The organism is Micromonospora sp. HB375, assembly GCF_017872985.1.
GTDB lineage: Bacteria > Actinomycetota > Actinomycetes > Mycobacteriales > Micromonosporaceae > Micromonospora > Micromonospora chalcea.
The window spans coordinates 6,019,908-6,044,424 of the sequence record NZ_JAGGJO010000001.1 but is presented as its reverse complement, the minus strand read 5'-3'; the positions used below and the strand labels follow the sequence as shown (position 1 = coordinate 6,044,424).

Annotated in this window: 19 protein-coding genes; 14 read left to right on the top strand and 5 right to left on the bottom strand. The window is 74.8% G+C overall.

Annotated elements, in window-relative coordinates:
- Positions 1–19 precede the first annotated feature (19 nt).
- Genes fdxA through J3R08_RS26705 form a run of 5 tightly spaced genes read left to right on the top strand, consistent with a single transcriptional unit; the run spans position 20 to position 3,767 of the window.
- Positions 20–346: a ferredoxin gene (gene fdxA, locus J3R08_RS26725; RefSeq protein ID WP_007464872.1), complete on the top strand. Its 327-nt coding sequence runs from the start codon at positions 20–22 to the stop codon at positions 344–346.
- Positions 343–1,452, top strand: a complete 1,110-nt coding sequence (dapC, locus tag J3R08_RS26720) for a succinyldiaminopimelate transaminase (RefSeq protein ID WP_043330946.1) — start codon at positions 343–345, stop codon at positions 1,450–1,452. Before fdxA ends, dapC begins: the two co-directional genes overlap by 4 nt.
- 1 nt (position 1,453) lies before the next feature.
- Positions 1,454–2,470, top strand: a complete 1,017-nt coding sequence (locus tag J3R08_RS26715; RefSeq protein ID WP_209963143.1) for a prephenate dehydrogenase/arogenate dehydrogenase family protein — start codon at positions 1,454–1,456, stop codon at positions 2,468–2,470.
- A gap of 5 nt (positions 2,471–2,475) precedes the next feature.
- Positions 2,476–3,120, top strand: a complete 645-nt coding sequence (locus J3R08_RS26710) for an SIMPL domain-containing protein (protein WP_030504648.1) — start codon at positions 2,476–2,478, stop codon at positions 3,118–3,120.
- Positions 3,120–3,767 carry a nucleoside/nucleotide kinase family protein gene (locus J3R08_RS26705; RefSeq protein WP_043328439.1) on the top strand — a complete coding sequence of 216 codons (648 nt, stop codon included), beginning with the start codon at positions 3,120–3,122 and terminating at the stop codon, positions 3,765–3,767. The genes J3R08_RS26710 and J3R08_RS26705 overlap by 1 nt, the downstream gene beginning before the upstream one ends.
- A gap of 42 nt (positions 3,768–3,809) precedes the next feature.
- Here J3R08_RS26705 and J3R08_RS26700 read toward each other — a convergent pair whose 3' ends face one another.
- Both J3R08_RS26700 and J3R08_RS26695 read right to left on the bottom strand, forming a co-directional pair.
- Positions 3,810–6,395, bottom strand: a complete 2,586-nt coding sequence (locus J3R08_RS26700; protein WP_209963140.1) for a hypothetical protein — start codon at positions 6,393–6,395, stop codon at positions 3,810–3,812.
- Positions 6,396–6,478: 83 nt separating this feature from the next.
- On the bottom strand, positions 6,479–7,045 hold the full coding sequence (locus J3R08_RS26695) for a sugar O-acetyltransferase (protein WP_166457214.1): 567 nt from the start codon (positions 7,043–7,045) through the stop codon (positions 6,479–6,481).
- Between the two features lie 140 nt (positions 7,046–7,185).
- Between J3R08_RS26695 and J3R08_RS26690 the strand changes: the two genes are divergently transcribed.
- Entirely contained in the window at positions 7,186–10,524 is a 3,339-nt protein-coding gene (locus tag J3R08_RS26690) for a S8 family serine peptidase (protein ID WP_209963135.1), read from the top strand.
- Between the two features lie 51 nt (positions 10,525–10,575).
- On the opposite strand, the gene dapD is transcribed toward J3R08_RS26690, so the two are convergent.
- On the bottom strand, positions 10,576–11,535 hold the full coding sequence (dapD, locus tag J3R08_RS26685; protein ID WP_209963133.1) for a 2,3,4,5-tetrahydropyridine-2,6-dicarboxylate N-succinyltransferase: 960 nt from the start codon (positions 11,533–11,535) through the stop codon (positions 10,576–10,578).
- A 105-nt stretch (positions 11,536–11,640) separates the two neighbouring features.
- Here dapD and dapE point away from each other — a divergent pair, with 105 nt between their 5' ends.
- The gene (dapE, locus tag J3R08_RS26680; RefSeq protein WP_104115152.1) at positions 11,641–12,714 is read left to right on the top strand and encodes a succinyl-diaminopimelate desuccinylase; all 1,074 of its coding nucleotides are present in this window, start codon (positions 11,641–11,643) and stop codon (positions 12,712–12,714) included.
- Between the two features lie 46 nt (positions 12,715–12,760).
- Here dapE and J3R08_RS26675 read toward each other — a convergent pair whose 3' ends face one another.
- Positions 12,761–12,922, bottom strand: coding sequence for a hypothetical protein (locus J3R08_RS26675; protein ID WP_166457212.1), 162 nt, complete (start codon positions 12,920–12,922; stop codon positions 12,761–12,763).
- A gap of 154 nt (positions 12,923–13,076) precedes the next feature.
- Between J3R08_RS26675 and J3R08_RS26670 the strand changes: the two genes are divergently transcribed.
- The 7 genes from J3R08_RS26670 (at position 13,077) to J3R08_RS26640 (ending at position 23,922) form a co-directional block, all read left to right on the top strand.
- Entirely contained in the window at positions 13,077–13,958 is an 882-nt protein-coding gene (locus tag J3R08_RS26670; protein ID WP_209963130.1) for a TIGR00730 family Rossman fold protein, read from the top strand.
- Positions 13,959–13,960: 2 nt separating this feature from the next.
- The gene (locus J3R08_RS26665) at positions 13,961–14,506 is read left to right on the top strand and encodes a TIGR00730 family Rossman fold protein (protein ID WP_043328444.1); all 546 of its coding nucleotides are present in this window, start codon (positions 13,961–13,963) and stop codon (positions 14,504–14,506) included.
- A gap of 241 nt (positions 14,507–14,747) precedes the next feature.
- Positions 14,748–18,332: an ATP-dependent DNA helicase gene (locus J3R08_RS26660; protein ID WP_209964435.1), complete on the top strand. Its 3,585-nt coding sequence runs from the start codon at positions 14,748–14,750 to the stop codon at positions 18,330–18,332.
- Complete coding sequence (locus J3R08_RS26655) at positions 18,329–21,733, top strand: ATP-dependent helicase (protein ID WP_209963127.1); 3,405 nt, start codon at positions 18,329–18,331, stop codon at positions 21,731–21,733. Before J3R08_RS26660 ends, J3R08_RS26655 begins: the two co-directional genes overlap by 4 nt.
- 204 nt (positions 21,734–21,937) lie before the next feature.
- Positions 21,938–22,141 (top strand): cold-shock protein, encoded by a 204-nt coding sequence (locus tag J3R08_RS26650; protein ID WP_013288421.1) that lies wholly within the window; start codon positions 21,938–21,940, stop codon positions 22,139–22,141.
- 178 nt (positions 22,142–22,319) lie between these two features.
- Positions 22,320–23,573, top strand: a complete 1,254-nt coding sequence (locus J3R08_RS26645; protein ID WP_030503654.1) for a DEAD/DEAH box helicase — start codon at positions 22,320–22,322, stop codon at positions 23,571–23,573.
- A 163-nt stretch (positions 23,574–23,736) separates the two neighbouring features.
- Positions 23,737–23,922 (top strand): hypothetical protein, encoded by a 186-nt coding sequence (locus J3R08_RS26640; RefSeq protein ID WP_209963125.1) that lies wholly within the window; start codon positions 23,737–23,739, stop codon positions 23,920–23,922.
- A gap of 149 nt (positions 23,923–24,071) precedes the next feature.
- Here the strand turns inward: J3R08_RS26640 and J3R08_RS26635 are convergent, their stop codons facing one another.
- Positions 24,072–24,515, bottom strand: a complete 444-nt coding sequence (locus tag J3R08_RS26635) for an Rrf2 family transcriptional regulator (RefSeq protein ID WP_069087336.1) — start codon at positions 24,513–24,515, stop codon at positions 24,072–24,074.
- Positions 24,516–24,517 lie beyond the last annotated feature (2 nt).

The window sequence follows — 24,517 nt, the reverse complement described above, 5'->3', positions numbered from 1 at the left end:
TCTGCGGAGGAGAAGACCGGTGACCTACATCATCGCCGAGCCGTGCGTGGATGTGCTCGACAAGGCATGCATCGAGGAGTGCCCGGTCGACTGCATCTACGAGGGCAACCGGATGCTCTACATCCACCCCGACGAGTGCGTCGACTGTGGTGCCTGCGAGCCGGTCTGCCCGGTAGAAGCGATCTTCTACGAGGACGACGTCCCGGAGCAGTGGAAGGACTACACCGGGGCCAACTACGAGTTCTTCGAGGACCTGGGCTCGCCCGGTGGCGCCTCGAAGATCGGCAAGGTGGAGAAGGACGCCACCTTCGTCGCCGCGCAGCCGCCGCGCGGCGAGGGCCACTGAACCGGCGCTCGCCGGTCTCGGCACGGCTGCCCGACTTCACCTGGGACACCCTGGACGCCGCGGCCGCCACGGCCGCGGCGCATCCGGACGGTCTCATCAATCTGTCGATGGGCACGCCGGTCGACCCGGTGCCACAGCTGATCCGGCAGGCGCTGGCCGACGCGTCGAACGCGCCGGGCTACCCGCTGACCGCCGGCACCGCGGCGCTGCGGGACGCGATCGCGGCGTGGGTCGCCCGGGCCTGCGGCGCGGGCGTCGACGGGCTGGGCGTGCTGCCCACGATCGGCTCCAAGGAGCTGGTGGCGTGGCTGCCCACGCTGCTCGGGCTCGGCCCCGGTGACGTGGTGGTGGTGCCGTCGGTGGCCTACCCGACGTACGAGGACGGGGCGCGGCTGGTCGGCGCGACCACCGTACGCACCGACTCGCTGACCGCGCTCGGCCCGGATCCCCGGGTCCGGCTGGTCTGGGTCAACTCGCCGGGCAACCCGACCGGCCGGGTGCTGCCCGCCGCCCACCTGCGCAAGGTGGTCGAGTGGGCGCGCGAGCGCGGGGCCGTGGTGGCCAGCGACGAGTGCTACCTGCCGCTGGGCTGGGACGCCGAGCCCGTCTCGGTGCTCTCGCCCGAGGTGTGCGGCGGCTCGTACGACGGCGTGCTGGCGGTGCACTCGCTGTCCAAGCGCTCGAACCTGGCCGGGTACCGGGCCGGTTTCGTCGCCGGTGACCCGGCGCTGGTGGCCGAGCTGCTCAAGATCCGCAAGCACGCGGGTCTGATCGTGCCCGCGCCGGTGCAGGCCGCGATGGTGGCCGCGCTCGGCGACCAGGAGCACGCCGACGCCCAGCGGGAGCGCTACCGCGTCCGGCGGGAGAAGCTGCGTGCGGCGTTCACCGGGGCCGGCTTCACGGTCGAGCACTCGGAGGCCGGCCTCTACCTCTGGCTGACCCGCGACGAGGACTGCTGGGACACGGTGGACTGGCTGGCCCGCCGGGGCATCCTGGTTGCGGCCGGGATCTTCTACGGCCCGGCCGGCGCCCGGCACGTCCGGGTGGCGCTCACCGAGTCCGACGAGCGTGTCGACGCGGTGGCCGGGCGGCTCGCCGGGTCCTGACATGGCGGGCGAGCTGGCACGGGCGGCGGTGGTCGGCACCGGGCTGATCGGCGGTTCGCTGCTGCTCCGGTTGCGCGACGCCGGGCTCGACGTGACCGGCTGGGACCCGGACCCGGATACCCGCGGGCGGGTACGCGAGCGGGGCGTCGTGGTGGCCGACACGGTCGAGGACGCGGTGGCCGGCCGGGACGTGGTGTTCCTCTGCGGCCCCCTGCCGACGTTGCCGGCGACGTTGGCCCGGGTCGCCGCCGTCACCGACGACAGGTGCGTGCTCACCGACGTCGGCAGCGTCAAGGCCGAGGTGAGCACCGTCGCCACCGTGCAGGGGCTCGGGCACCGGTTCGTGCCGGGCCACCCGATGGCCGGGGCCGACCGGGCCGGACCGGACGCGGCCGAGCCGGGCCTGCTCGACGGCGCCGCCTGGGTGCTCTGCCCGGGGCCGACCGGGCTGGACGCCTTCCGGTGGCTGGCCGCGCTGCTCGTGGACGTCTTCCACGCCCGGGTGGTGCCGATGTCCGCCCCGGAGCACGACGGAGCGGCGGCGCTCGCCTCGCACGTGCCGCACGTGCTCGCCGGGGCGCTGGCCGGCACCGTGCACCGGTCGGCGCTGCGGGACGCGGTTCTGACGCTCGCGGCCGGGAGCTTCTCCGACGGCACCCGGGTCGCCGGCGGGCCGCCCGAACGGACCGCGAACATGCTGCTCGGGAACCGCGACCGCGTCCTCGCCGAGCTGGACGCGCTCGGCGTCTTCCTGGGCGAGCTGACCGAGGCGCTGCGCGCCGGCGACGCCGACGCGCTGGCCGAGCGCCTCGCCGAGGGGCGGCAGACCCGGTCCACGCTGCGGGCGCGCGAGTTCACCGCGCACCGGCGGGAGTTCCCGTGCGCCGCCGACCACGTCGGCGAGCTGGCGTACCTGCGGGAGTTGGGCGCCGCGGGCGGTCACCTGACCGGGGTACGCGAGGCGGGCGGCGCGGTCACCTACACGGGGCACCTGCCGGCCACGCCGCCGTTAGGCTGAGCGGCATGGCGGACGCACCGGTCGTGGCGGTACGCGGTGAGGCGTACCGGGAGGTGGCGCCCGAGCTGGCGCGGTTCACGGTGACGGCGACGGCCCGGGACCGGGATCGCGAGACCACGCTGACTCGGCTGGCCGAACGGGCCGCCGCGGTGCGGGCGCTGCTCGACGCGGCCGAGCCGGCGGTGGAGCGGCGGGAGACCGGCCAGGTGCACGTCTGGCCGGTGACGAGGCGTTCCGGCGACCGCGTGGTGGCCTACCAGGGCAGCGTGAGCACCACTGTCACGACGAGCGACTTCACCGCGCTGGGCGAGCTGATGCTCCGCCTGGCCGACCAGGAGCAGGTCGAGGTGGCCGGCCCGGTGTGGTCGCTGCGGCCGGACAGCCCGGCCTACCGGGAGGCGCGGCAGGCGGCGATCGCGGACGCGCTGGTCCGGGCCCGGGAGTACGCCGAGGCGCTCGGCGCCCGGGTGACGGCGCTGCGGGAGCTGTCCGACACCGGGCTGAGCGCGTCCCCGCCGATGATGGTCAAGGCGGCGTACGCGCGCTCCGGCGAGCAGCCGGAGCTGGAGTTGGAGCTGGACCCGGCGCCGCAGCCGGTGCAGGCGGCGGTCGAGGCGCGGTTCACCATCAGCGAGCCGGTGCTGGGCTGATGCCGGCGGCGGAGGTGCTCGGGCTCGACGACCTGGTCGCCCGGGCGCGCGCGCTGGCCGAGGCCGGCCCGCGTCAGCTGCTCGGCATCGCCGGGGCACCCGGTGCGGGCAAGTCCACCCTGGCGGAAGGGATCGTGGCCGCGCTCGGCCCGGTCGCCCGGCTGGTCCCGATGGACGGCTTCCACCTGGCCGGGACGGCGTTGGAGCGGCTCGGCCGGTCGGGGCGCAAGGGCGCGCCGGACACGTTCGACGTCAACGGGTTCGCCTCGATGCTGCGCCGGTTGCGCCGGCTGGAGCCGACGTCGGTGTGGGCGCCGGAGTTCCGCCGTGACCTGGAGGAGCCGGTCGCCGGGGCGATCGAGGTCCCGCCCGAGGTGCGCCTGGTGGTCACCGAGGGCAATTACCTGCTGCTGCGGGACGACCCGTGGGAGGAGGTGCGGACGCTTCTGCACGAGGCCTGGTTCCTCGATCTGGACGCGGAGGTGCGGGTGCGCCGGCTCACCGCGCGGCACGAGGCGTACGGGAAGTCGCCGGAGCAGGCCCGGGCCTGGGCGCTGGGCAGCGACGAGGAGAACGCCCGGCTGGTCGCGGGCACGGCCGTGCACGCCGACCTGGTTGTCCGCCTGGCCGACCCGCCGCCGGCGTGACGCCGGGCGCTGCCGCCGACCCGCCGCCGCACCGGCGCACGGTCAGCCGGCCCGCTGCCGGGGCGACGGCACGGTGCGGCGCAGCAACCGGGCCACCACGGCGCGCTCGCGGGTGAACTCCGCCGCCTCCGGGTAGCCGCTGTGGCTGCGGATGGGCGGGTCGGCCACCTCGCCGCCGGTCGGGTGCAGCGCCTCCGGGTCCGCCACCGGCACGTCCCGCTGCCCGGCGCTGACCTGCCAGCCGAGCGGATCCGTGTCCCGCCAGAAGTTCGTCCAGGCCACGTGGCCGCCGGGCCAGGTGAGCGCGCCGGCCAGCGTACGCAGCCGCTCCGGGCCGAAGTAGGACGGGAAGACCCGCCCGTAGAGCCGGGTGAGCTGGCAGCCGTAGGAGAAGAACCAGGTACGCAGCCGCCACCGGCGGGGCAGTTGCAGAAGCACTGCGGCGCAGATGACGGTGCCCTGGCTGTGTCCGGAGAGGATGACGCCGTCCATCCGGTCGCTGTGGTGCGGCGGTAGCGCCAGCAGGCCCGCGACCCGGGTCTGGAGTTCCGGTACGGCGCGCTCGGCGTAGCTGGGCGGGGCGAGCGGGTGCGCGGCCCGGGGCCAGAACGTGCACACGTCCCAGATCACGCCGACCGAGCGGCGTACCGAGTCGGTGCGGTAGACCAGCAGCCCGAGCGCCGCCATCACCACCGGCAGCCAGCCGAGGATGGCGTCTCCCCGTTCGGCGGTCCAGTGGATGGCGGTCTGCCAGCCGGAGGGGGACAGCGGGCTCGGCCGTTCGCCGGAGAGCGCGGCGGCGCAGCAGAGCGTGACCAGGACCGCGCAGAACGCGGCGTAGCAGCCCATCAGCCGGACCGCGTGCTCGCCGACCAGCCGGTGCAGCGCCCGGTACGTGCTGACGTCGCGGCAGCGTCGCCGGTCGTGCGCGGACAGGCCGGGGGCGGCGGTGAGCCGGGCGTACTCCACCCGGCGCAGGCGGTGCAGCAGGACCGCGACCCGGACCAGCAGCCCGATCAGCGCGAGCAGGCCGACCGCGCAGGCCAGCCCGGCCCAGAAGACGGCGAGCGGAGGTATCACCCGGCTCGGGCCGCTCGGCTCGGCCGACGCGTCCAGCCGGTCGCTGACCCAGTAGAGCAGTCCGGCGCAGTAGGCCGCCGCCATCATCCAGCCGAAACCGGCGATGACCGCCGGGGCGCAGCCCCGCCAGGCCAGATCGGTGTACGCGCCGAGCGGCTGGGTCGGCACCGTCGGGCGCAGGCGGGGCAGGAGCAGTCCGATGCCGGCCAGCACACCGGCCGGGCCGACGAGCATCCAGGTGCGCAGCGCGTCCGGCGCGTCGGGCAGGCCGGGCAGCCCGTGTTCGATCCAGGTCGCGCCCAGCGGCAGCAGCAGCGCCCCGGCGGCCGGACCGGCCAGTGCCCGCCGGCCGGAGCGGTTCGCCGCGGCGATGGCCACCAGCAGCAGCACCTGGTAGGCGACGAGCCAGGCGATGGCGGTGTCGTACCCGGGCAGTGACCGGTCGGCATGGCAGCCGGCGATCTCCGGCTGCGCCGCGCACCCGAGCGGCGGCCGGTACGCCGACAGCGGCTGGCCGGCCGGGCCCTCGGGCAGCAGCAGCAGGACGAACGTGCCGACCAGACCGAGCGCGGTGAGCGCCGCGACGGCGATGCTCCACCGGCCGAGCGGGGTGGAGCCCTGGCGCCGGCTCAACCAGGGCCGGGCCACCGCGATCACGGCGATCGTCACCACGGCGGCGAGCAGCGCGACGGTCGGCCAGGCGACAGCGGCCCGCAGGCCGCGCGGCGGATCCATGATGAGAACCGCGGTGACGGGTACGGCGGCGGCGGTGACCGCGCCCGTGCACAGGTGCAGCACGGCGGCGCGGCGCAGTTGCCCTTCCCCGTTCCAGAACGTCGGATCCTGGAGCGGGTTCTGCGGCGGCTCGCGCGGCTCCGGTGGTTCGACCGGCTCACCGTCTTCCCGGACGGGCGCATGGTGGTGCGGGTCGGCGGGCATCTGCGCCTCGTACTGGTAGGTGCGGAAGGCGACGAGTCCGATCGCGGCCAGCATGAGCAGCGGCAGCAGCAGTCCGAGCGCGAGCGCCCGGGTGCCCTGCCGCCACCAGGAGTCGCCGAGGAACTGCCACGGCCCGGGGAGCCGGCCGAGGCAGTCCGCCTCCACGCACTGCCAGCCGATCAGGTCCACGCCGACGCCGGTCACGGTCATGACGAGCGTGCAGGTCAGGCTCAGGCAGAACAGGCGGATGAGCCAGGCGGTGATGCCGGACCGGCTGGCCCAGCGCTCCTGGTCCGGGTCGGGCGGGATGCCCGCGCGGGCGTGCAGCGCGACGTTCGCCAGGGCGAAAGGGAGCAGCAGCGTCCACAGCGCCCGTTCCACGTCCCGCCGGGTCCGCGCGCCGGAGGTCAACTGCCCCCAGCTGTACGCCTCGACGGTGATCGGGTCGTCCCGGCCGGCTGTGGTGGACCGGTAGAAGCCGGTCACCTGACCGCCGGCGACGAGTGCTGGTTGCCCACCGTCACCGTTCGCGCCTGCTTTCAGGCCGAGCAGCTGATCCGGCGGGGTGTTCGACACCCCGTGCACCCGTAGTTCGAGGACCCGCTCCATAGTGCCTCCCGGTGAACGCCCTACTACTCAGAGTGCACGCCGGGGCTGGAGTCCGCATCCGCTGGAGCGGTTGTTCCCGCAGCTCAGGATGGCTGAGTCAGGCTTCTGATCGGACGAGCGGGGTTACCCACCGCCACCACATTGGCCGGCAGGTCGCGGGTCACGACAGCGCCGGCGCCGACCACCGTGTTCTCGCCGATGGTCACCCCGGCCAGGACGATCACTCCGCCGCCGAGCCAGACGTTGTCACCGATGGTGATCGGCTGTGCGGATTCCCACTTGGCCCGGCGCGCCTCCGGTTCGACCGGGTGGGTGGCGGTGAGCAGCTGCACGTTCGGTCCGATCTGGACGTCCGCGCCGATGGTGATGCGGGCGACGTCGAGGAGGACCGCGTTGAAGTTGACGAACGTGCGCGGGCCGATGTGCGTCTGGTGTCCGTAGTCGCAGTGCAGTGGCGGCCGGACCCAGGCGTCCTCGCCGAGTGAGCCGAGCAGTTCGCGCAGCGCGGCGAGGCGGCCCGCCGGATCGTCGGCGGAGCTGCGGTTGAAGCGTTCACTGAGCCGGGCCGCGCGCTCCAGGTCGGCGATGATCGCGGGATCGTCGGCGATGTACTGCTCGCCGGCCAGCATCCGGTCCTTCATGGAGGTCATCGCTCGATCGTCCCGGCCGGTTCGGGAGCGTGGTGGCGGTTCCGTCGGATCGGCGACTTCCCGATGCATACGCGGTATGCAATGCTGATACCCGCATCGATGTGTCCCTCATCGATGAAACGTTCGACGAAGGAGGAAGGTTGCTCCGGAATCGCAGAAAACTGGGCGCGCTGGGCATGGCCCTGGCGCTGGCGCTCGGTCTGCCGGTGCCCGCGCGGGCTGCCGCGCCCACCGGCCCGACCGCGCCCACCGGCCCGTCCGAACAGGCCGGCAACCGTACGGCCACCGTCACCCTGATCACCGGGGACCGGGTCACCGTCACCGGCGGCCACGCCGCGGTACGCCCCGGCGCCGGGCGTACCGGCATCGAGTTCCTGGTCCGCCGCGAGCGCGACCGCCTCACCGTGCTGCCGCAGGACGCGCTCCCGCTGGTCCGCGCCGGCAAGCTCGACCGGCGGCTGTTCGACGTCACCGGGCTGATCGAGGCCGGCTACGACGACGCGCGGCGCGACACCGTACCGCTGCTCGTGACGTACCGGCCGGGGGTGGCCCGGCGTGCGGCGGCTCCGCTCGCCGGCGCCCGGGTGACCCGCGACCTGCCGGCGATCACCGGCGCGGCGGTCGTCGCGTCCAAGAGCGACACCGGCGCGCTCTGGAACGCGGTCAGCGCCGACAGTTCCGGTGCCCGGCTCGACGCGGCGGGGGGTGTCGAGCGGATCTGGCTCGACGGCCGGCGGCGGGTGACGCTCGACCACAGCGTGCCGCAGATCGGCGCGCCGACCGCCTGGGCCGCCGGATACACCGGCAAGGGCGTCCGGGTCGCGGTGCTCGACACCGGCGTCGACCTCACCCACCCGGACCTGGCGGGCAAGGTCGCCGAGTCGCGCAACTTCACCGAGGAGACCAACCCGGACGACATCGTCGGGCACGGCACCCACGTGGCCTCGACCATCGCCGGCAGCGGGGCCGCCTCCGGCGGGAAGTACCGGGGCGTCGCGCCGGACGCCACGCTGCTGTCCGGGAAGGTCTGCGAGGTCTACGGCTGCACCGAGTCGGCCATCCTGGCCGGCATGCAGTGGGCCGCCGCCGAACAGCACGCCACTGTGGTCAACATGAGTCTCGGCGGCGGCGACACGCCGGAGGTGGACCCGCTGGAGGAGGCGGTGGGGACGCTCACCGAGCAGCACGGGACGCTCTTCGTGATCGCCGCCGGCAACGACGGCGCCGACGGCTCGGTCGGGTCGCCGGCCAGCGCCGACGCCGCGCTGGCGGTCGGCGCCGTGGACCGCGACGACGCGCTCGCCGACTTCTCCAGCCGTGGCCCCCGGGTCGGCGACGGAGCGATCAAGCCGGACATCACCGCGCCCGGCGTGGAGATCGTGGCCGCCCGGGCCGCACACGGCGAGATCGGCGACCCGGTGGGCGACAAGTACGCCGCACTGTCCGGCACGTCGATGGCCACGCCGCACGTGGCCGGCGCGGTCGCGCTCCTCGCCCAGCAGCACCCCGGCTGGACGCCCGCCAGCTACAAGGCGACGTTGATGGCCTCGGCGAAGCCGCACCCGGAGCAGACCGCGTACCAGCAGGGCGCGGGCCGGGTCGACCTCGCCCGCGCGATCACCCAGCAGGTGACCAGCGACCCGCCGTCCGTCTCGTTCGGCGTGGCGACCTGGCCGCACACCGACGACCAGCCGATCAGCCGGACCGTCACCTACCGCAACGGCGGGACCGCCCCGGTCACGCTGGACCTGAGCACCGAGTTCACCGGGCCGGGCGGACGGTCCGCACCGGCCGGCATGCTCACCCTCAGCGCCTCCCGGCTCACCGTCCCGGCGGGCGGCAGCGCCCAGGTGACGGTGGTCGTGGACACCCGGCTCGGCGGCGCCGACGGCTACTGGACCGGCCGCCTGGTCGCCCGCGCCGGCGACGCGGTGGCGGTGACCCCGCTCGCGGTCGACCGCGAGGTGGAGAGCTACGACCTGACGGTGACGCACCGCAACCGCTCCGGCGCTCTGACCGGTGACTACTTCACCAGCCTGCTCGGGCTCGACGACGCCAGCTACCGCGACGTGTACGACGCCGACGGCGAGGCCCGGCTGCGGGTGCCAAAGGGCCGGTACGGCGTGCAGAGCCTGATCTTCGCAGCCGGCGACGAGGGCTGGTCGGAGGTCTCCTTCCTCGCCCAGCCGGAGCTGGTGGTGACCGGCAACCAGCGGCTCGTGCTGGACGCGCGGGCGGCGAAGCCGGTCCGTACCACGGTGCCGCAGCGCGGCGCGGCACCGCTGCTGATCGACCTCACCGCGGCCTGGAAGCTCGACGACTTCCAAGCCAGCTTCGGGCTCTGGGCCGACAAGTTCGACGGTCTCTACTCGGGCCAGGTCGGCCGCAACGTCTCCGGCGACCTCTTCGTCGGCGCGGTCGCCAGCCAGTGGACCGAGGCGAAGGCGCCCGAGCGCAGCCCGTACTTCTACGGCCTGAACGAGCAGTTCCCGGGCCGGTTCCCGACCGGTTTCGTCAGGCACTACCGGCCCGCCGACTTCGCCACCGTCACGAGCCGGTTCGCCGCCGGCTACACCGGGATGGACAACGAACGGGTCGTGTTCCCGGAGTCCGACTACGACATCGGCGGCTCGGCGATCGTCCTGCCGGTCCAGGTGCCCGGCAAGCGGATCGAGCACCTCTCCACCGCCAAGACCCGCTGGAGCGCCGAGCTGGACTTCGGTGAGCGGGACGAGGACGGCTGGCTGGAGGCGCGGGCGGTGCTGCAGTCCGTGCCCACCCGCTACCGGGCCGGGCGCACCTACACCGAGGAATGGAACAAGGGCCCCTTCGGCCCGTCGTTCCCGCAGCCGCGCTGGCCGGAGGAGAGCATCACCCGCATCGGCGACAGCATCGTGGTCGCGCTGCCGGTGCACAGCGACGCGGCCGGGCATCCGGGCGGTTCGCTGAACGACACCGAGCACACGCGGCTGTTCCGCAACGGCAAGCTGGTCGGCGAGTCGCCCTACCCGGGGTACGGCGAGTTCACGGTGCCGCCGGGCGCGGCGAACTACCGGCTGGAGACCGTGGCGAAGCGGGGCTTCACCGACCTGAGCACCGAGGTCTCGGCGAGCTGGACGTTCCGCTCCAAGCGGGTTCCGGGCGACGTGCCGGCCCGGCTGCCGGCCATGGCGGTCCGGTTCACCCCGCCGCTGGCGGTGGACAGCTCGGCACCGGCGGGCCGGACGTTCACCGTGCCGGTGGCGGTGCAGCGCCAGCCCGGCGCGCCGTCCGGCCGGGTCGTCGCGCTCACCGTCGACGTCTCCTACGACGGCGGGAAGACCTGGCGCAAGGCGACGGTGAAGAAGCAGGGCGGGGCGTGGACGGCCACCGTCCGGCACCCGGCCGGCCCGGGGTACGCGTCGCTGCGGGCCACCGCCCGTGACGACGCCGGCAACACCGTGACCCAGCGGATCATCCAGGCGTACCGCCTGCGGTGAGCCGGCCGTCCGGGTCCGCGCGGTGGGCGCGGACCCGGACGGGGGTACGGCTCAGTCGTTGGCGTGCAGCGCGGCGTTCAGTTTGATGCCCTGGCCGGTGCGGGGCTTCGCCTCCAGCGCGCCGGTCACCGAGTTGCGCCAGAACAGCAGCCCGTCGACGCCGGACAGCTCGCGGGCCTTGACCGTCCGGCCGTCCGGAAGGGTGATCTTCGAGGCGGCGGTGATGTAGCAGCCGGCCTCCACCACGCAGTCGTCGCCGAGCGTGATGCCGACACCGGCGTTCGCGCCGATCAGGCTGCGCTCACCGATGCGCACCCTCTCCGTGCCGCCGCCGGAGAGCGTGCCCATGATCGAGGCGCCGCCGCCGACGTCGGAGCCGTCGCCGACCACCACGCCCTGCACGATGCGGCCCTCGACCATCGAGGTGCCCAGCGTGCCCGCGTTGAAGTTGACGAAGCCCTCGTGCATCACGGTGGTGCCGGAGGACAGGTACGCGCCCAGCCGGACCCGGTCCGCGTCGGCGATCCGCACCCCGGACGGCACCACGTAGTCGGTCATCCGGGGGAACTTGTCGACCCCGTACACGGCCAGGTGGCGGCCCACCGCCCGCTCGATGACACGCAGCTCGTCCACCCGCTCCGGCGGGCACGGCCCGGCCGACGTCCAGGCCACGTTCGCCAGCTTGCCGAAGATGCCGTCGAGGTTCAGCTCGTTCGGCCGCACCAGGCGGTGGGAGAGCAGGTGCAACCGAAGGTACGCGTCGGCCGCGTCCTTGATCGGGTCGTCCAGCGAACCGATCACCGTGGTCACCTCGACCGTGCGCAGACCGGGCAGCGCACGCGCGCCGATCGCGCCCGGCGGCAGGTCGAGCACGTCGGCCTGGTCCTCGCCGGGCACCAGCGGCAGCTCGCCCAGGCCCAGCTTGCCGGTCGGGTACCAGGTGTCGAGCACCTGGTCCTCGGCGGTGACGGTGGCCAGGCCGATGCCCCAGGCAGATGGTGCGGACGTCACGATGTCACCCTTCTCCTCCGGCAACGGCGTCCGCCGCTGCTCGCGGCCGCGGGCCTCGCCGAACGTGTTCCCTGGCCCGCCGAGGTTGACGGTACCGTGCGAGACATGCAGAACCCGTTGACCCCCGAGGTCCTGGCCGATCCGGTGGCGCTGACCCGCGCCCTGGTCGACATCGAGTCGGTCTCCCTCAACGAGAAGGCGATCGCCGACTGCGTCGAGGAGGTGCTGCGCCGTGTGCCGCACCTGACCACGTACCGGCACCAGAACACCGTCATGGCCCGTACCGACCTGGGCCGGGCCCAGCGCGTGGTGCTCGCCGGCCACCTGGACACCGTCCCGCTCAACGGCAACTTCCCCTCGACCATGCGCGGCGACCTGATGTACGGCTGCGGCACCTCCGACATGAAGTCCGGCGTGGCGTTCGCCCTGCACCTGGCGGTCACGCTGCCCGACCCGCGCTACGACGTCACGTACTTCTTCTACGAGGCCGAGGAGATCGAGTCGAAGTACAACGGCCTCACCCTGGTCGCGCAGACCCACCCGGAGTGGCTGGAGGCCGACTTCGCGGTGCTGCTGGAGCCGACGTACGGGATCGTCGAGGCGGGCTGCCAGGGCACCATGCGCGCGGTGATCACCACGCACGGGGAGCGGGCCCACGCGGCGCGTTCCTGGCACGGGGTGAACGCCATCCACGGCGCGAGCGAGGTGCTGCGGCGGCTGACCACGTACGAGGCGCGCCGGGTGACGATCGAGGGCTGCGACTACCGCGAGGGCCTCAACGCGGTACGGATCACCGGCGGGGTGGCCGGCAACGTCATCCCCGACCGGTGCGAGATCGAGATCAACTACCGGTACGCCCCGGACCGCGACCCGGCGGGCGCCGAGGCGCACCTGCGCGAGGTCTTCGCCGGCTTCGACCTGGCGGTCACCGACGCGGCGGCCGGCGCGCCACCCGGGCTGGACAACCCGGCGGCGCAGGAGTTCCTGACGGCGGTGGGCGCCGCCCCGATCGGCAAGCTGGGCTGGACGGACGTGGCGCGGTTCGCGGCCATGGGCATCCCGGCGCTGAACTTCGGGCCCGGCGACCCGAACCTGGCGCACCACAAGGACGAGCACGTCGAACTGACCAAGATCCGGGACGGCGCGGCCACCCTGCACCGCTGGCTGGCCCCGGCCTGACGCGCCGCGATCCGGGGCCCGCACCCGCCTGGCGGGCCCCGGATCGTCAGACGCTGGTCGTCAGGGGCGCGTCCGCCTCGCCGGTCTCGCCGGTGAGGTCGGTGCGGTGGGTCTCCATCATCCGGGCGCGGCGGCGCTCGGCCACCACGTCGCGGATCCGCCGCTGCATCTGACGGCGAATCCGGATCATCTCGCTGTTACTGATCAACGCTGGCTCCTCCCCCGAAGGCGCGTCGCCCGGGGTATACCGGGTATGTGAATAGTAAGACGTACGAGCCAGCGATTTAGTTGCCCGTATCCCAGATTTTCTTCGGCTCCCGGGCCAGCGCGTCCCGCCGGATCCGCTCCATTACGGTGACCACATGGGCGAGAGCAGCGGGAAGTCGGCTGGGCAGGGGCGGCGGGGGGAGACGCGTCGGGCGGAACGGCACCGCGGTGCGGTGACGCTGCGCAACCGGGCGATTCCGACGAGTACCGCTGATCAGCGACTGCTCGACTCCCGGGGACGCAGCGACTGGAAGACCAAGGACGCCTGGCGGGCCCTGCGGATCCTGTCCGAGTTCGTCGAGGGCTTCGACACCCTCGCCGACCTGCCCCCGGCGGTGAGCGTCTTCGGCTCCGCCCGCAGCAAGCCGGACAGCCCGGAGTGCCGGTTGGCCGAGGAAGTGGGCGCGGCACTGGCCCGGGCCGGCTACGCGGTGATCACCGGGGGCGGCCCCGGCGTGATGGAGGCCGCCAACCGTGGCGCCGGCGAAGCCGGCGGCCTCTCCGTCGGGCTCGGCATCGAGCTGCCGTTCGAGCAGGGCCTCAACGACTGGGTCGACCTGGCCATCGACTTCCGCTACTTCTTCGCCCGCAAGACCATGTTCGTCAAGTACGCCCAGGCGTTCGTGGTGCTGCCCGGCGGCTTCGGCACCCTGGACGAGCTGTTCGAGGCGCTCACCCTGGTGCAGACCGGCAAGGTGACCCGGTTCCCGGTGGTGCTGATGGGCACCGACTACTGGCGCGGACTGCTCGACTGGCTGCGTACGACGATGGCCGCCGAGGGCAAGATCGGCCCGGCCGACCTCGACCTGATCCGGCTCACCGACGACGTCAACGAAGCGGTCCGGCACATCGTGGAGGCCGAGGCGGTGCTCTCCGCCGAGCAGGAGGCGGTACGCGAGGAGGCGGTCGCCCGGGTCGCCGCCGACCAGCGCGCCGCCGCCGAGGCCGCCCCCGAGGGCCCGGCCGGACGGAGCTGAACGTGGCGAACGTCTGTGTCTTCTGCGCGTCCTCCCGTACCCTCGACGACCGCTGGCTCGCGCTGGCCACCGAGACCGGCGAGGAACTCGCCCGGCGCGGTCACACGCTGGTCAGCGGCGGCGGCTGCGTCGGCATGATGGGCGCCGTGGTGGAGGGCGCGCGGGCGGCCGGCGGCCGCACCATCGGCGTCATCCCGCAGTCCCTGGTCGACCTGGAGGTCGCCGACCTGGACTCCGACGAGCTGCTGGTGACCGACAGCCTGGCCGACCGCAAGACGCTGATGGACGAGAAGTCCGACGCGTTCGTGGCGCTGCCCGGCGGCCTGGGCACGTTGGACGAGCTGTTCGAGGTGTGGACCACAGCCACCCTGGCCCTGCACGCCAAGCCGATGGTGATCGTGGACGTGGACGGCTTCTACCGGCCGCTGCTCGACTGGATCCGCGGGCTCGGCGAGCAGCGCTTCCTCAAGCCGGCCGCGCTGGACCTGCTGATGGTCGCCGACAGCGTGCCCGCCGCGCTCGACCTGATCGACGCCCGCCTCACCTGACGCGCGCCCGGCCACCCGTGCTTGTTCACTACCGTCTCGGCGTGCTTGATCGACACTACTTCGGGGAGGTGGTGGTGTCCGGGCGCGCGTGATGCGGCCACTTCGCCGAGGTGGCGTGAACGCATGGAGCCGGGCGTGGGGCGGAGCCGGCAATGGTGCGCGCCGCGGGCAAGGTGAGCTGGTGACGGGCGGGACGACTGTCGGTTTCCGGGTGTCGTACCGGCGTGGTGGGATGTCGGTGATGCAGGCGTACCGGTTGGTGCGCCGGCCCGGCGGCGCGGGGGCGGGGGTCACCCACGACGCCGGGGCGGGGCAGGGGGTGGGTCGGTCCGGTGGGCCGGCCGAGGCGGAGCCGCGATCCGGGGGGTCGGCGGGCGATGCCGCGCACCCACAGACCGCCACGCCGCACGACAGCGCTTCGCCGCAGACCGGGACCGGGGCCGGGGCGGGCACGAACGTCTCGCGCCGGGTCGATCCGGTGCAGGCCGAGGTGGTCGCGCACACCGACGGGCCGATGCTCGTCGTGGGTGGTCCCGGCACCGGCAAGACGTCCACGCTCGTCGAGGCGGTCGCCGCCCGGGTGGCCGAGGGCGTCGACCCGGAGCGGATCCTGGTGCTCACCTTCGGCCGGCGGGGCGCCACCGAGCTGCGCCACCGGATCGAGGCGCGTATCGCCGGGGACGGACACCGCGTGGTCCGCGAGCCGCTGGTGCGCACGTTCCCGGCGTACGCCTTCGGGCTGCTGCGCCGCGCGGCGGCCGAACGCGGCGAGCCCTCACCGCGGCTGCTCACCGGCCCGGAGCAGGATCTGATCATCCGCGAGCTGCTCGACGTGGTGGGGGAGGAGCCCGGCGACGACCCGGTCGGCTGGCCGGAGGATCTGCGCCCCGCGCTGCGTACCCGGGCGTTCGCCCAGCAGCTGCGCGACCTGCTGATGCGGGCCGCGGAGCGCGGCGTCGGGCCGGTGGAGCTGGCCCGGCTCGGCGAGAAGCTGGGCCGCGCCGACTGGCCGGCCGCCGCGCGTTTCCTGCGGGAGTACGTCGCCGTGCTCGCCCTGCGCGACGTGAGCAACAGGGGCTCGGTCGCGTACGACCCGGCGGAGCTGGTGCGCGCCGCCACCGGCATGCTGCTCGACGATCCCGACCTGCTCGCCGCCGAGCGCCGCCGCCTGGCCCACGTGTACGTCGACGAGCTGGCCGACACCGACCCGGCGCAGCTCGACCTGCTCGCCGTGGTGGCCGGAGGCGGGCGGTCCCTGGTGGCGTTCGCCGACCCGGACTCGTCCACGTACGCCTTCCGGGGCGCCGACCCGGCCGGCGTCGCCACGTTCCCGCACCGCTTCCGCACCGCCTCCGGCGCGCCGGCGGCCCAGGTCACGCTCACCACCTCGTACCGGGCCGGGCCGGAACTGCTCGCGGCCACCGCCCGGCTGGCCCGGCGGCTGCGCGGCCCGGCGGCGCACCGGCGGCTGCGCCCGCTGCCCGATGCGCCGGCCGGAACGGTGGAGGTACGGACGTTCCGCTCCGCCACCAGCGAGTCGGCCTGGCTGGCGCACGCGTTGCGCGAGGCGCACCTGCTCGACGGCGTGCCGTGGTCCCGGATGGCGGTGCTGGTCCGCTCCACCGGCCGGCAACTGCCGTCGCTGCGGCGCGCGCTGCACACGGCCGGGGTGCCGACCGTCGTGCACGGCGAGGACCTTCCGCTGCACCTCCAGCCAGCGGTCGCCCCGCTGCTGCTCCTGCTGCGCTGTGCGCTCGAACCGGACCGGCTGGACGAGGAAGCCGCTGTCGCGCTGCTGCACTCGCCGCTGGGCGGGGCCGACCCGCTGGCCGAGCGGCGGCTGCGTCAAGGGCTGCGGGCGCTGGCGCTGGCCGGCGGCGACCGCCGTTCCTCCGGCGACCTGCTGGTGGAGGCGCTGCGCGACCCGGCCGAACTGTCCACCATCGAGCGCCGCTGGGCGGCCCCCGCGCAGGCCGTGGCGCACCTGCTGGAGACCGCCCGGCAGGCCGCCGCCACCCCGGGCGCGACGGTCGAGGACGTGCTCTGGGCGGTGTGGCGGGAGAGCGGGCTGGCCGAACGCTGGGCCGGGGCGATCACCAGGGGGCGGGCGGCCACCGGCGAGCACGAGACCGCCCAGCGGTGGCGGGCCGAGGCCGCCGACCGGGACCTGGACGCCGTACTCGTGCTGTTCGACGCGGCGGCCCGGTTCACCGACCGGCTGCCCGGCGCGCGTACCGAGGTGTTCCTCGACCACGTTCTCGGGCAGGAACTGCCCGCCGACACGCTCGCCGCCGCCGCCGACCGGGGCGACGCGGTACGCCTGCTCACCGCGCACGCCGCGAAGGGCCTGGAATGGGACCTGGTCGCGGTGGCCGGGGTGCAGGAGGGCGTCTGGCCGGACCTGCGCCTGCGCGGCAGCCTGCTCGGCTCGGAGCGCCTGGTCGACGTGCTGGCCGGTCGCGCCGACGGGGCCGGCCTGCGGGCCAGCCTGGTCGGGCAGACGTCGGCGTTGCTGGACGAGGAGCGGCGGCTGTTCCACGTGGCGATCAGCCGGGCGCGGCGGCGGCTGCTGGTCACCGCTGTGGCGTCGGCGGCGGTCGGCGGGGACGACCACGAGGAGCAGCCGAGCCGCTTCCTGCACGAAATCGCAGCCGCCGACCCACCCGCCACCGGCGCAGGCGGCACCGCCCCGACCGGCCCGGACCCGACCGGCCCCGGCCCGGCCGGGAACGGACCGACCGGCCAGGTCACGCGCGGGCAAACCGCTGACGGGCCGGTGCCGCACGGGGACGAGCATCCGCAGGACGGGCCGCCCGCCGTACTCCCGGTCACGCTGCCGCCACGCGGTCTCACCCTGTCCGCGCTGGTGGCGGAGCTGCGTACCGCTGTCACCGACCCGGCGGCGCCGATCACCCGGCGGCACGCGGCGGCGGGTGAGCTGGCGCGGCTGGCCGCCGCCGGGGTGCCCGGCGCGCACCCGGACGACTGGTGGGGGCTGCGCGGCCTCTCCGACGACCGGCCGCTGGTCGACGAGGGCGAGCCGGTGCGGGTCACCCCGTCGGCGATGGAGAGCGCGTTGCGGTGCAGCCTGCGCTGGCTGCTGGAACGGCACGGCGGCAGCGGGCCGGCGAGCGCCGCGCAGGGCGTCGGCAACCTGGTGCACGCCGCCGCGATGCTCGCCGAGGACGCCAGCGTCGACCGGGAGGCGTTGCTGGAGTACGTGGCCGCGCGGTTCGACGCGATCGAGCTGGCCGCCCGGTGGATGGCCGGTCCGGAGCGGCAGCGCGCCGAGGCGATGGTGGACAAGCTGCTGCGCTGGCTGGCCGGCAACCCGCGCCGGCTGCTGGCGATCGAGCACGAGTTCGCGGTCCGCCTCGACGATCCGTCCCGCCCGATCGAGCTGACCGGCCGGGTCGACCGGCTGGAGGTCGACGCCGAGGGGCGGCTCGTGGTGATCGACCTGAAGACCGGCAAGTCGACGGCGGTCACCGAGCGGGAGGTGGCCGAGCATCCGCAGCTCGGCGCGTACCAGGCGGCGGTGGAGGCGGGCGGGTTCGCCGAGTTCGGCGAGGAACCGGGCGGGGCCGCGCTGGTGCAGCTCGGCACCGGCGCGCGGGACGCCAAGGAGCAGACCCAGGCCGCGGCCGGGGAGGGCCCGGAGGCCGGGTGGGCCACCGCGCTGGTGCGCCGTACCGCCGACACGATGGCCGCCTCGACGTTCGCCGCGGTGGCCAACTCCAAGTGCCGGGTCTGCCCGGTGCGCACCAGCTGCCCGGTCTCCGGCCAGGGCCGCCAGGTGGTCGAGCCGCCCCCGGAGAACTCATGAGCGTTCAGCCGGCGCTGTTCGGCGCCTCCGCCACGCCTGCGCCGCGCGCGGCCGACGCCGGGCCCCGCTACACGCCCGTCGAGCTGGCCCGGCTGCTGCGGCTGCCGGCGCCCACCCGGGAACAGGCCGCGATCATCGCCGCGCCGGTGGAGCCGCTGCTGGTGGTCGCGGGTGCCGGCTCCGGCAAGACCGAGACGATGGCCGCGCGGGTGGTCTGGCTGGTCGCCAACTCCTACGTACGCCCCGAGCACATCCTCGGCCTCACCTTCACCCGCAAGGCGGCCGGCGAGCTGGCGCACCGGGTCCGGACCCGGCTCGACCAGCTCATCCGGCGGCTCGGCCGGCAGGGGCGGGACCCGCACGACGACCCGCTGGCGGGCGAGCCGACCGTGTCCACGTACCACTCGTACGCCGGGCGGATCGTCACCGAGCACGGGCTGCGCGCCGGGTACGAGCCGACCACCCGGCTGCTCACCGAGGCGTCCCGCTGGCAGCTCGTCGACATGCTGGTGCGCAACTACGACGGGGACATGTCCGAGGTGGACCGGATGCCGTCCACCATCACCGACGCGGTCCTGGCGCTCGCCGGTGAGCTGGACGAGCACCTGGTCGACCCGGACGAGCTGGCCGGCTGGACCGGCCGGTTCTTCGCCGAGGTGCAGTCGCGTCCCGGCCGGGTCTACGCCGACGTGCGCAAGGCGCTCCAGCTCCAGCGGACCCGGCTGAAGCTGCTGCCGCTGGTGCGCGCGTACGCCCGGCGCAAGGACGACTTCGAGGCGATGGACTTCGCCGACCAGCTCGCCCGCGCGGCCCGGGTGGCCCGCGACCACCCCGGCGTCGGCGTGATCGAGCGGGACCGGTTCCGGGTGGTGCTGCTCGACGAGTACCAGGACACCAGCCACGCCCAGGTGGTGCTGCTCAACGCGCTGTTCGGCGGCGGCCACCCGGTCACCGCCGTGGGCGACCCGTGCCAGTCCATCTACGGCTGGCGCGGGGCCAGCGCCGGCACGCTGGACCGGTTCCCGGCCGAGTTCGCCCGCACCGACGGCAGCCCCGCCGACGTGCTCAGCCTGACCACGAGCTGGCGCAACCGACCGGAGATCCTCGGTGTCGCCAACACGCTGTCGGTGCCGCTGCGGGCGGTCGGCGCGCGGGTGCCGGAACTGCACGCCGCGCTCAGCGTCCGCGACCCGATCCCGCACCGCACCCCGGGCGGGCAGGCCGCCGGCACCGTGCACTGCGCGCTGCTGGAGACGTACGCCGACGAGGCCGACTGGATCGCGGACAGCGTGCTGGCGGCCTGGCGGGGCGCGGCCGGGATGCCCGGCGCGCTGCCCGAGCACATCCCGGCCGACCGCCGCCCGACCACCGCGGTGCTGGTGCGGCTGCGCAGCCAGATCCCGGCGATCGAGGCGGCGTTGCGCGCCCGTGGGCTTCCTGTCGACGTGGTCGGCCTGGGCGGGCTGCTGGACACCCCCGAGGTACGGGACGTGGTGTGCACGCTGCGCGTGCTCGCCGACCCGACCGACGGGGCGGCGTTGCTGCGGCTGCTCACCGGCGCGCGCTGGCGGATCGGCCCGCGTGACCTGGTCGCCCTGCACCGCCGCGCTCGCGCGATCGCCCGCAGCCGCCGGGAACTGACCGGCGACGAGGGCCCGGAGATCACCGTGGACGTGCTGGACGAGGCGACGCTCGTGGAGGCGCTGGCGGACCTGGGGCCGGCGCAGGCGTACTCGGCCGAGGGCTACGCGCGGCTGCGCTCGTACGGGATGGAACTGGCGCTGCTGCGCTACCGCCTGGACCAGTCGCTGCCGGAACTGATCGCGGACATCGAGCGGACCATCGGCCTCGACGTCGAGGTGGCGGTCCGGGCCGGCCGGGACGGCGCGGGCGACGCCGGGCTGGCCCGCGCGCACCTGGACGCGCTCGGCGACGTGGCGGCCCGGTTCAGCGGCGAGACGCCCGGCGCGACGCTCGCCGGTTTCCTCGCCTACCTGGCCGCCGCCGAGGACGAGGAGCGCGGGCTGGCGCCGGGCGAGGTCGAGGTGGTGGCCGGCGCGGTGCAGGTGCTCACCTCGCACGCCGCGAAGGGCCTGGAGTGGGACGTGGTGGCGGTGGCCGGGATGACCCGGGGCGTCTGGCCGGGGCCGGTGCGCAACTCCGACCACTGGCTGGGCGGGCTGGGCGTGCTGCCGTTCCCGCTGCGCGGCGACGCGGACGGGCTGCCCGAGCTGGCCCTGCCGGAGGCGGAGGACCAGCGCGGGGTGGCCCGGGCGCTGACCGAGTTCACCGACGACTGGCGGGCGCACGACGAGCGGGAGGAGCGCCGGCTGGCGTACGTGGCGGTGACTCGCCCCCGCCGCCTGCTGCTCTGCTCCGGCTACTGGTGGGGGGAGGGGACCAAGCGGTTCCGCGGCCCGTCGGTGTTCCTGCGGGAGGTGCACGACGCCTGCCTGGCCGACCCGGACGGCCGTGTGGTCGACGCGTGGACGCCCGAGCCGGCCGGGGACGCGGTGAACCCGACCACCGAGACGGTGCTGCGGGCCGAGTGGCCGGCCGACCCGCTGGGCGCCCGCCGGCCCGCGCTGACCGAGGCGGCGGCGCTGGTCCGCCGGTACCTCGCCGACCCGGAGGTGGCCCGGCGCGAGGCGGCGCTGCTCGCCACCACCGGCGCGGCGGAGGACGCCGAGGTGGCCCGCTGGCGGCGTGAGGCCGAGCTGCTGCTCGCCGAGCGGGCGGAGCTGGCCCGGCAGGCCGAGGCGGTCGAGGTCGAACTGCCCGGCCATCTCTCGGTGACCCAGCTGGTGGCGTTGCGCCGCGACCCGGAGGCGCTGGCCCGTACGCTGCGCCGCCCGATGCCCACCGAACCGACGCCGTACGCCCGGCGCGGCACCGCGTTCCACGCCTGGCTGGAGCAGCGCTTCGGCGCGGACCGGCTGCTCGACGTGGACGAGCTGCCCGGCGCGGCGGACGAGGACGCGGCCCCGGACGAGGCCCTGGTCGAGTTGCAGGAGCGCTTCCTGGCCAGCGAGTGGGCCGACCGGGTGCCGGTGGAGGTGGAGGTGCCGTTCGCCACTGTCGTCGCCGGGGTGGTGATCCGGGGCCGGATGGACGCCGTGTTCGCCCGCCCGGGCGGGCGCTACGACGTGGTCGACTGGAAGACCGGGCGGCAGCCCACCGGCCGGGAGGCCGACGCGGCGGCGGTGCAGTTGGCGGTCTACCGGCTGGCCTGGGCGGAACTGGCCGGGGTGCCGGTGGAGCGGGTCGGCGCGGCGTTCCACTACGTCCGGGACTCGGTGACCGTCCGCCCGGCCGACCTGCTCGACGCGGACGGGCTGGCCGATCTGGTGGCCGCCGTGCCGGAAATCCCGGGGGATCTACCGCAGCACACGAGTCCGTGATACGTTGTCCGGGTTGCAGTTTTGGTTTCCAGAGACTCTGTGTGCGCCTGGCGGATTGTGGCCCCAGGCGCTCTTTGTTGTGTCCGGAGTTCTCCGGGCGGGGCGACCAGCAGCGACAGGCACGCCGCGTATTCCACGCGCGGGGTGCTCCTCTCCGGCCCGCAACACGTGCGGGCCGACCGTTCCGTCAAGGAGACGAAACACATGGCAATTGGCACCGTCAAGTGGTTCAACGCTGACAAGGGCTTCGGCTTCATCACCCCGGACGACGGCGGCGCCGACGTCTTCGCCCACTTCTCGGCGATCCAGACCTCCGGCTACCGGAGCCTGGACGAGAACCAGCGGGTCGAGTTCGAGGTGACCCAGGGCCAGAAGGGCCCGCAGGCGGAGAACATCCGCCCGCTCTGATCTTCGGATCAACCGGCACCACCACCGCGCCCTCTCGGGCGCGGTGCACGGGCCGGCCCGCCTCTGCCGGGCCGGCCCGTCCCTTTCGGTTCGTGCTTGTGACCACCGGTGACGCCGGTGACGCGCCGCAGCCCGGCGCCCTTCCTCGACACGTGCCGCCTCGAGGAAGGCTTTCCGCATGACCACGACCCTGCCCACGTTCGCCGCCACCGGCCTGGCGCCGGCGCTCGTCTCCGAGCTGACCGCGCAGGGCATCTCCGCGCCGTTCCCGATCCAGGCGGCCACGCTGCCGGACTCGCTGGCCGGCCGCGACGTGCTCGGCCGGGGCCGCACCGGCTCCGGCAAGACGCTCGCGTTCGGGCTGCCGCTGCTGCACCGTACGGCCGGCCGCCGGGCCCGCCCGGGCCGTCCGCTCGCGCTGGTGCTCGTACCCACCCGGGAACTGGCCGCGCAGGTCACCGCCGCGCTCACCCCGTACGCTGCCACGCTCGGGCTGCGCTGCGCCACAGTGGTCGGCGGGCTCTCCCTGACCCGGCAGGCGGCCGCGCTGCGCGCCGGCGCGGAGGTGCTGGTGGCCACGCCGGGCCGGCTGCACGACCTGATCGACCGCGGGGACGCCCGGCTGGACCAGGTGACCATCACGGTGCTGGACGAGGCCGACCAGATGGCCGACATGGGCTTCCTGCCGCAGGTGACGAAGCTGCTGGAGCAGGTCGCGCCGGGCGGGCAGCGGATGCTCTTCTCGGCCACCCTGGACCGGGGCGTGGACCGGCTGGTCCGCCGATTCCTGGCCGACCCGGTGACGCATTCCGTCGACCCGGGCACCGCCACCGTCACCGCGATGACCCACCACGTGCTGCACCTCGAGGCGGACGACAAGCAGGCCGCGCTGGCCCACATCGCCGCCCGCGAGGGCCGCACCATCGTCTTCATCGCCACCAAGCACCGCGCCGACCGGGTGGCCCGGCAGTTGCTCGCCAAGGGCGTACGCGCCGCGGCGCTGCACGGCGGCAAGTCGCAGCCGCAGCGCACCCGCATCCTGGAGCAGTTCCGCACCGGCCAGGTCACCGCGCTGGTGGCCACCGACGTGGCGGCCCGGGGCATCCACGTCGACGGGCTGGACCTGGTGGTCAACGCCGACCCGCCCGCGGAGGCCAAGGACTACCTGCACCGGGGCGGCCGGACCGCGCGGGCCGGCGAGTCGGGCACCGTGGTCACGCTGGTGCTGCCGGAGCAGCGCCGCGACGTCGCCCGGCTGATGAGCACCGCGGGCATCAACCCCAAGACCACCCGGGTACGCCCCGGCGACAGCGAGCTGAGCCGGCTCACCGGCGCCCGGGAGCCGTCCGGTGTGCCGGTGACCATCGCCGCGCCCGCTGCCGCGCACCCCGCCCCGGCGACCCGGCCCCGTCGGCGTCCGCGCCGCCGCTGACCGCGCCTGACCGGCTCGGCTTCGAGCGGGCCGGGTGATCGTTCCTGAGTCGGGAATCAGTCGACGTTCGGTCGGCTGTCCGACTGTCCGGCCTCGCCGTGGCGGCGATGCTGTCGGGCGGGGAACCGGTCGGGGGGTCGGCCGGACGCGGAGGGAGCGGTTCATGGCGGGGGAAGCCGGATCGGGCGGTGCACGGGAAGTGCTGCTGGTGCTCGCGGTGGCGGGGGCCGGCCTGGCGCTCGCCGCGATGGCCGCGTTCGGGCCCTGGCGGCCCTCCGACGGCGGCTCGCCGGATCGCGGCGCCGCCCGCAGCTTCACGCCCGGGATGAGCGTCCCGCACGCTCAGTAGCCCCGCCGGGCGGATGATGCCCGGAAAGCGATATGACTCTCAGGTATAAATATGCCCGAGAGTCATATCGGCCAGGAGTCATGCCCTCTGTGGCCGACAACGGCCGGGTCCGCGACCCCGCGCGCCGTCGCCCTGTGACCGGACGCGCGTCAGGGTGCCGTCGCCCGGTCGCTCAGCAGGTCGGCGAGCGTGGTCCGGTCCACGACCAGGGCGATCGCGCCGTCCACCGCCAGCCACACGTCCCGCAGGCCGGTGGCCACGCCGTGGTAGCCGGCCCGGTCGGCGGGGATGCCCCGGACGCTGGTGATCGCGCCACCCACCGCGCGGAGCACGTCGCCCACGCTGATCTCGTCCGGCGGGCGGGTCAGCGCGTACCCGCCCTCGGTGCCGCGATGGCTGTGCAGCAGCCCGGCCCGCCGCAGGTCGAGCAGGATCCCCTGGAGGAAGCTGAGCGGGATGTCCTGGCTCTCGGCCAGGCTCGCCGCCTTGACCAGCTCGCCGCCGCCGGACACCGCGTCGCCGGGGGTACCGGCGGCGTCGGCGACGGCGAGCATGGCCCGGAGCGCGTAGTCGGCGCGCGCGGAGATGTACACGA

Bases quoted from the DNA above. Each gene is read 5' to 3' on its own strand.
- J3R08_RS26715 (WP_209963143.1), top strand. From the start codon at position 1,454: ATGGCGGGCGAGCTGGCACGGGCGGCGGTGGTCGGCACCGGGCTGATC.
- J3R08_RS26710 (WP_030504648.1), top strand. From the start codon at position 2,476: ATGGCGGACGCACCGGTCGTGGCGGTACGCGGTGAGGCGTACCGGGAG.
- J3R08_RS26705 (WP_043328439.1), top strand. From the start codon at position 3,120: ATGCCGGCGGCGGAGGTGCTCGGGCTCGACGACCTGGTCGCCCGGGCG.
- J3R08_RS26700 (WP_209963140.1), bottom strand. From the start codon at position 6,395: ATGGAGCGGGTCCTCGAACTACGGGTGCACGGGGTGTCGAACACCCCG.
- J3R08_RS26695 (WP_166457214.1), bottom strand. From the start codon at position 7,045: ATGACCTCCATGAAGGACCGGATGCTGGCCGGCGAGCAGTACATCGCC.
- dapE (WP_104115152.1), top strand. From the start codon at position 11,641: ATGCAGAACCCGTTGACCCCCGAGGTCCTGGCCGATCCGGTGGCGCTG.
- J3R08_RS26670 (WP_209963130.1), top strand. From the start codon at position 13,077: ATGGGCGAGAGCAGCGGGAAGTCGGCTGGGCAGGGGCGGCGGGGGGAG.
- J3R08_RS26660 (WP_209964435.1), top strand. From the start codon at position 14,748: ATGCAGGCGTACCGGTTGGTGCGCCGGCCCGGCGGCGCGGGGGCGGGG.
- J3R08_RS26655 (WP_209963127.1), top strand. From the start codon at position 18,329: ATGAGCGTTCAGCCGGCGCTGTTCGGCGCCTCCGCCACGCCTGCGCCG.
- J3R08_RS26650 (WP_013288421.1), top strand. From the start codon at position 21,938: ATGGCAATTGGCACCGTCAAGTGGTTCAACGCTGACAAGGGCTTCGGC.
- J3R08_RS26645 (WP_030503654.1), top strand. From the start codon at position 22,320: ATGACCACGACCCTGCCCACGTTCGCCGCCACCGGCCTGGCGCCGGCG.
- J3R08_RS26640 (WP_209963125.1), top strand. From the start codon at position 23,737: ATGGCGGGGGAAGCCGGATCGGGCGGTGCACGGGAAGTGCTGCTGGTG.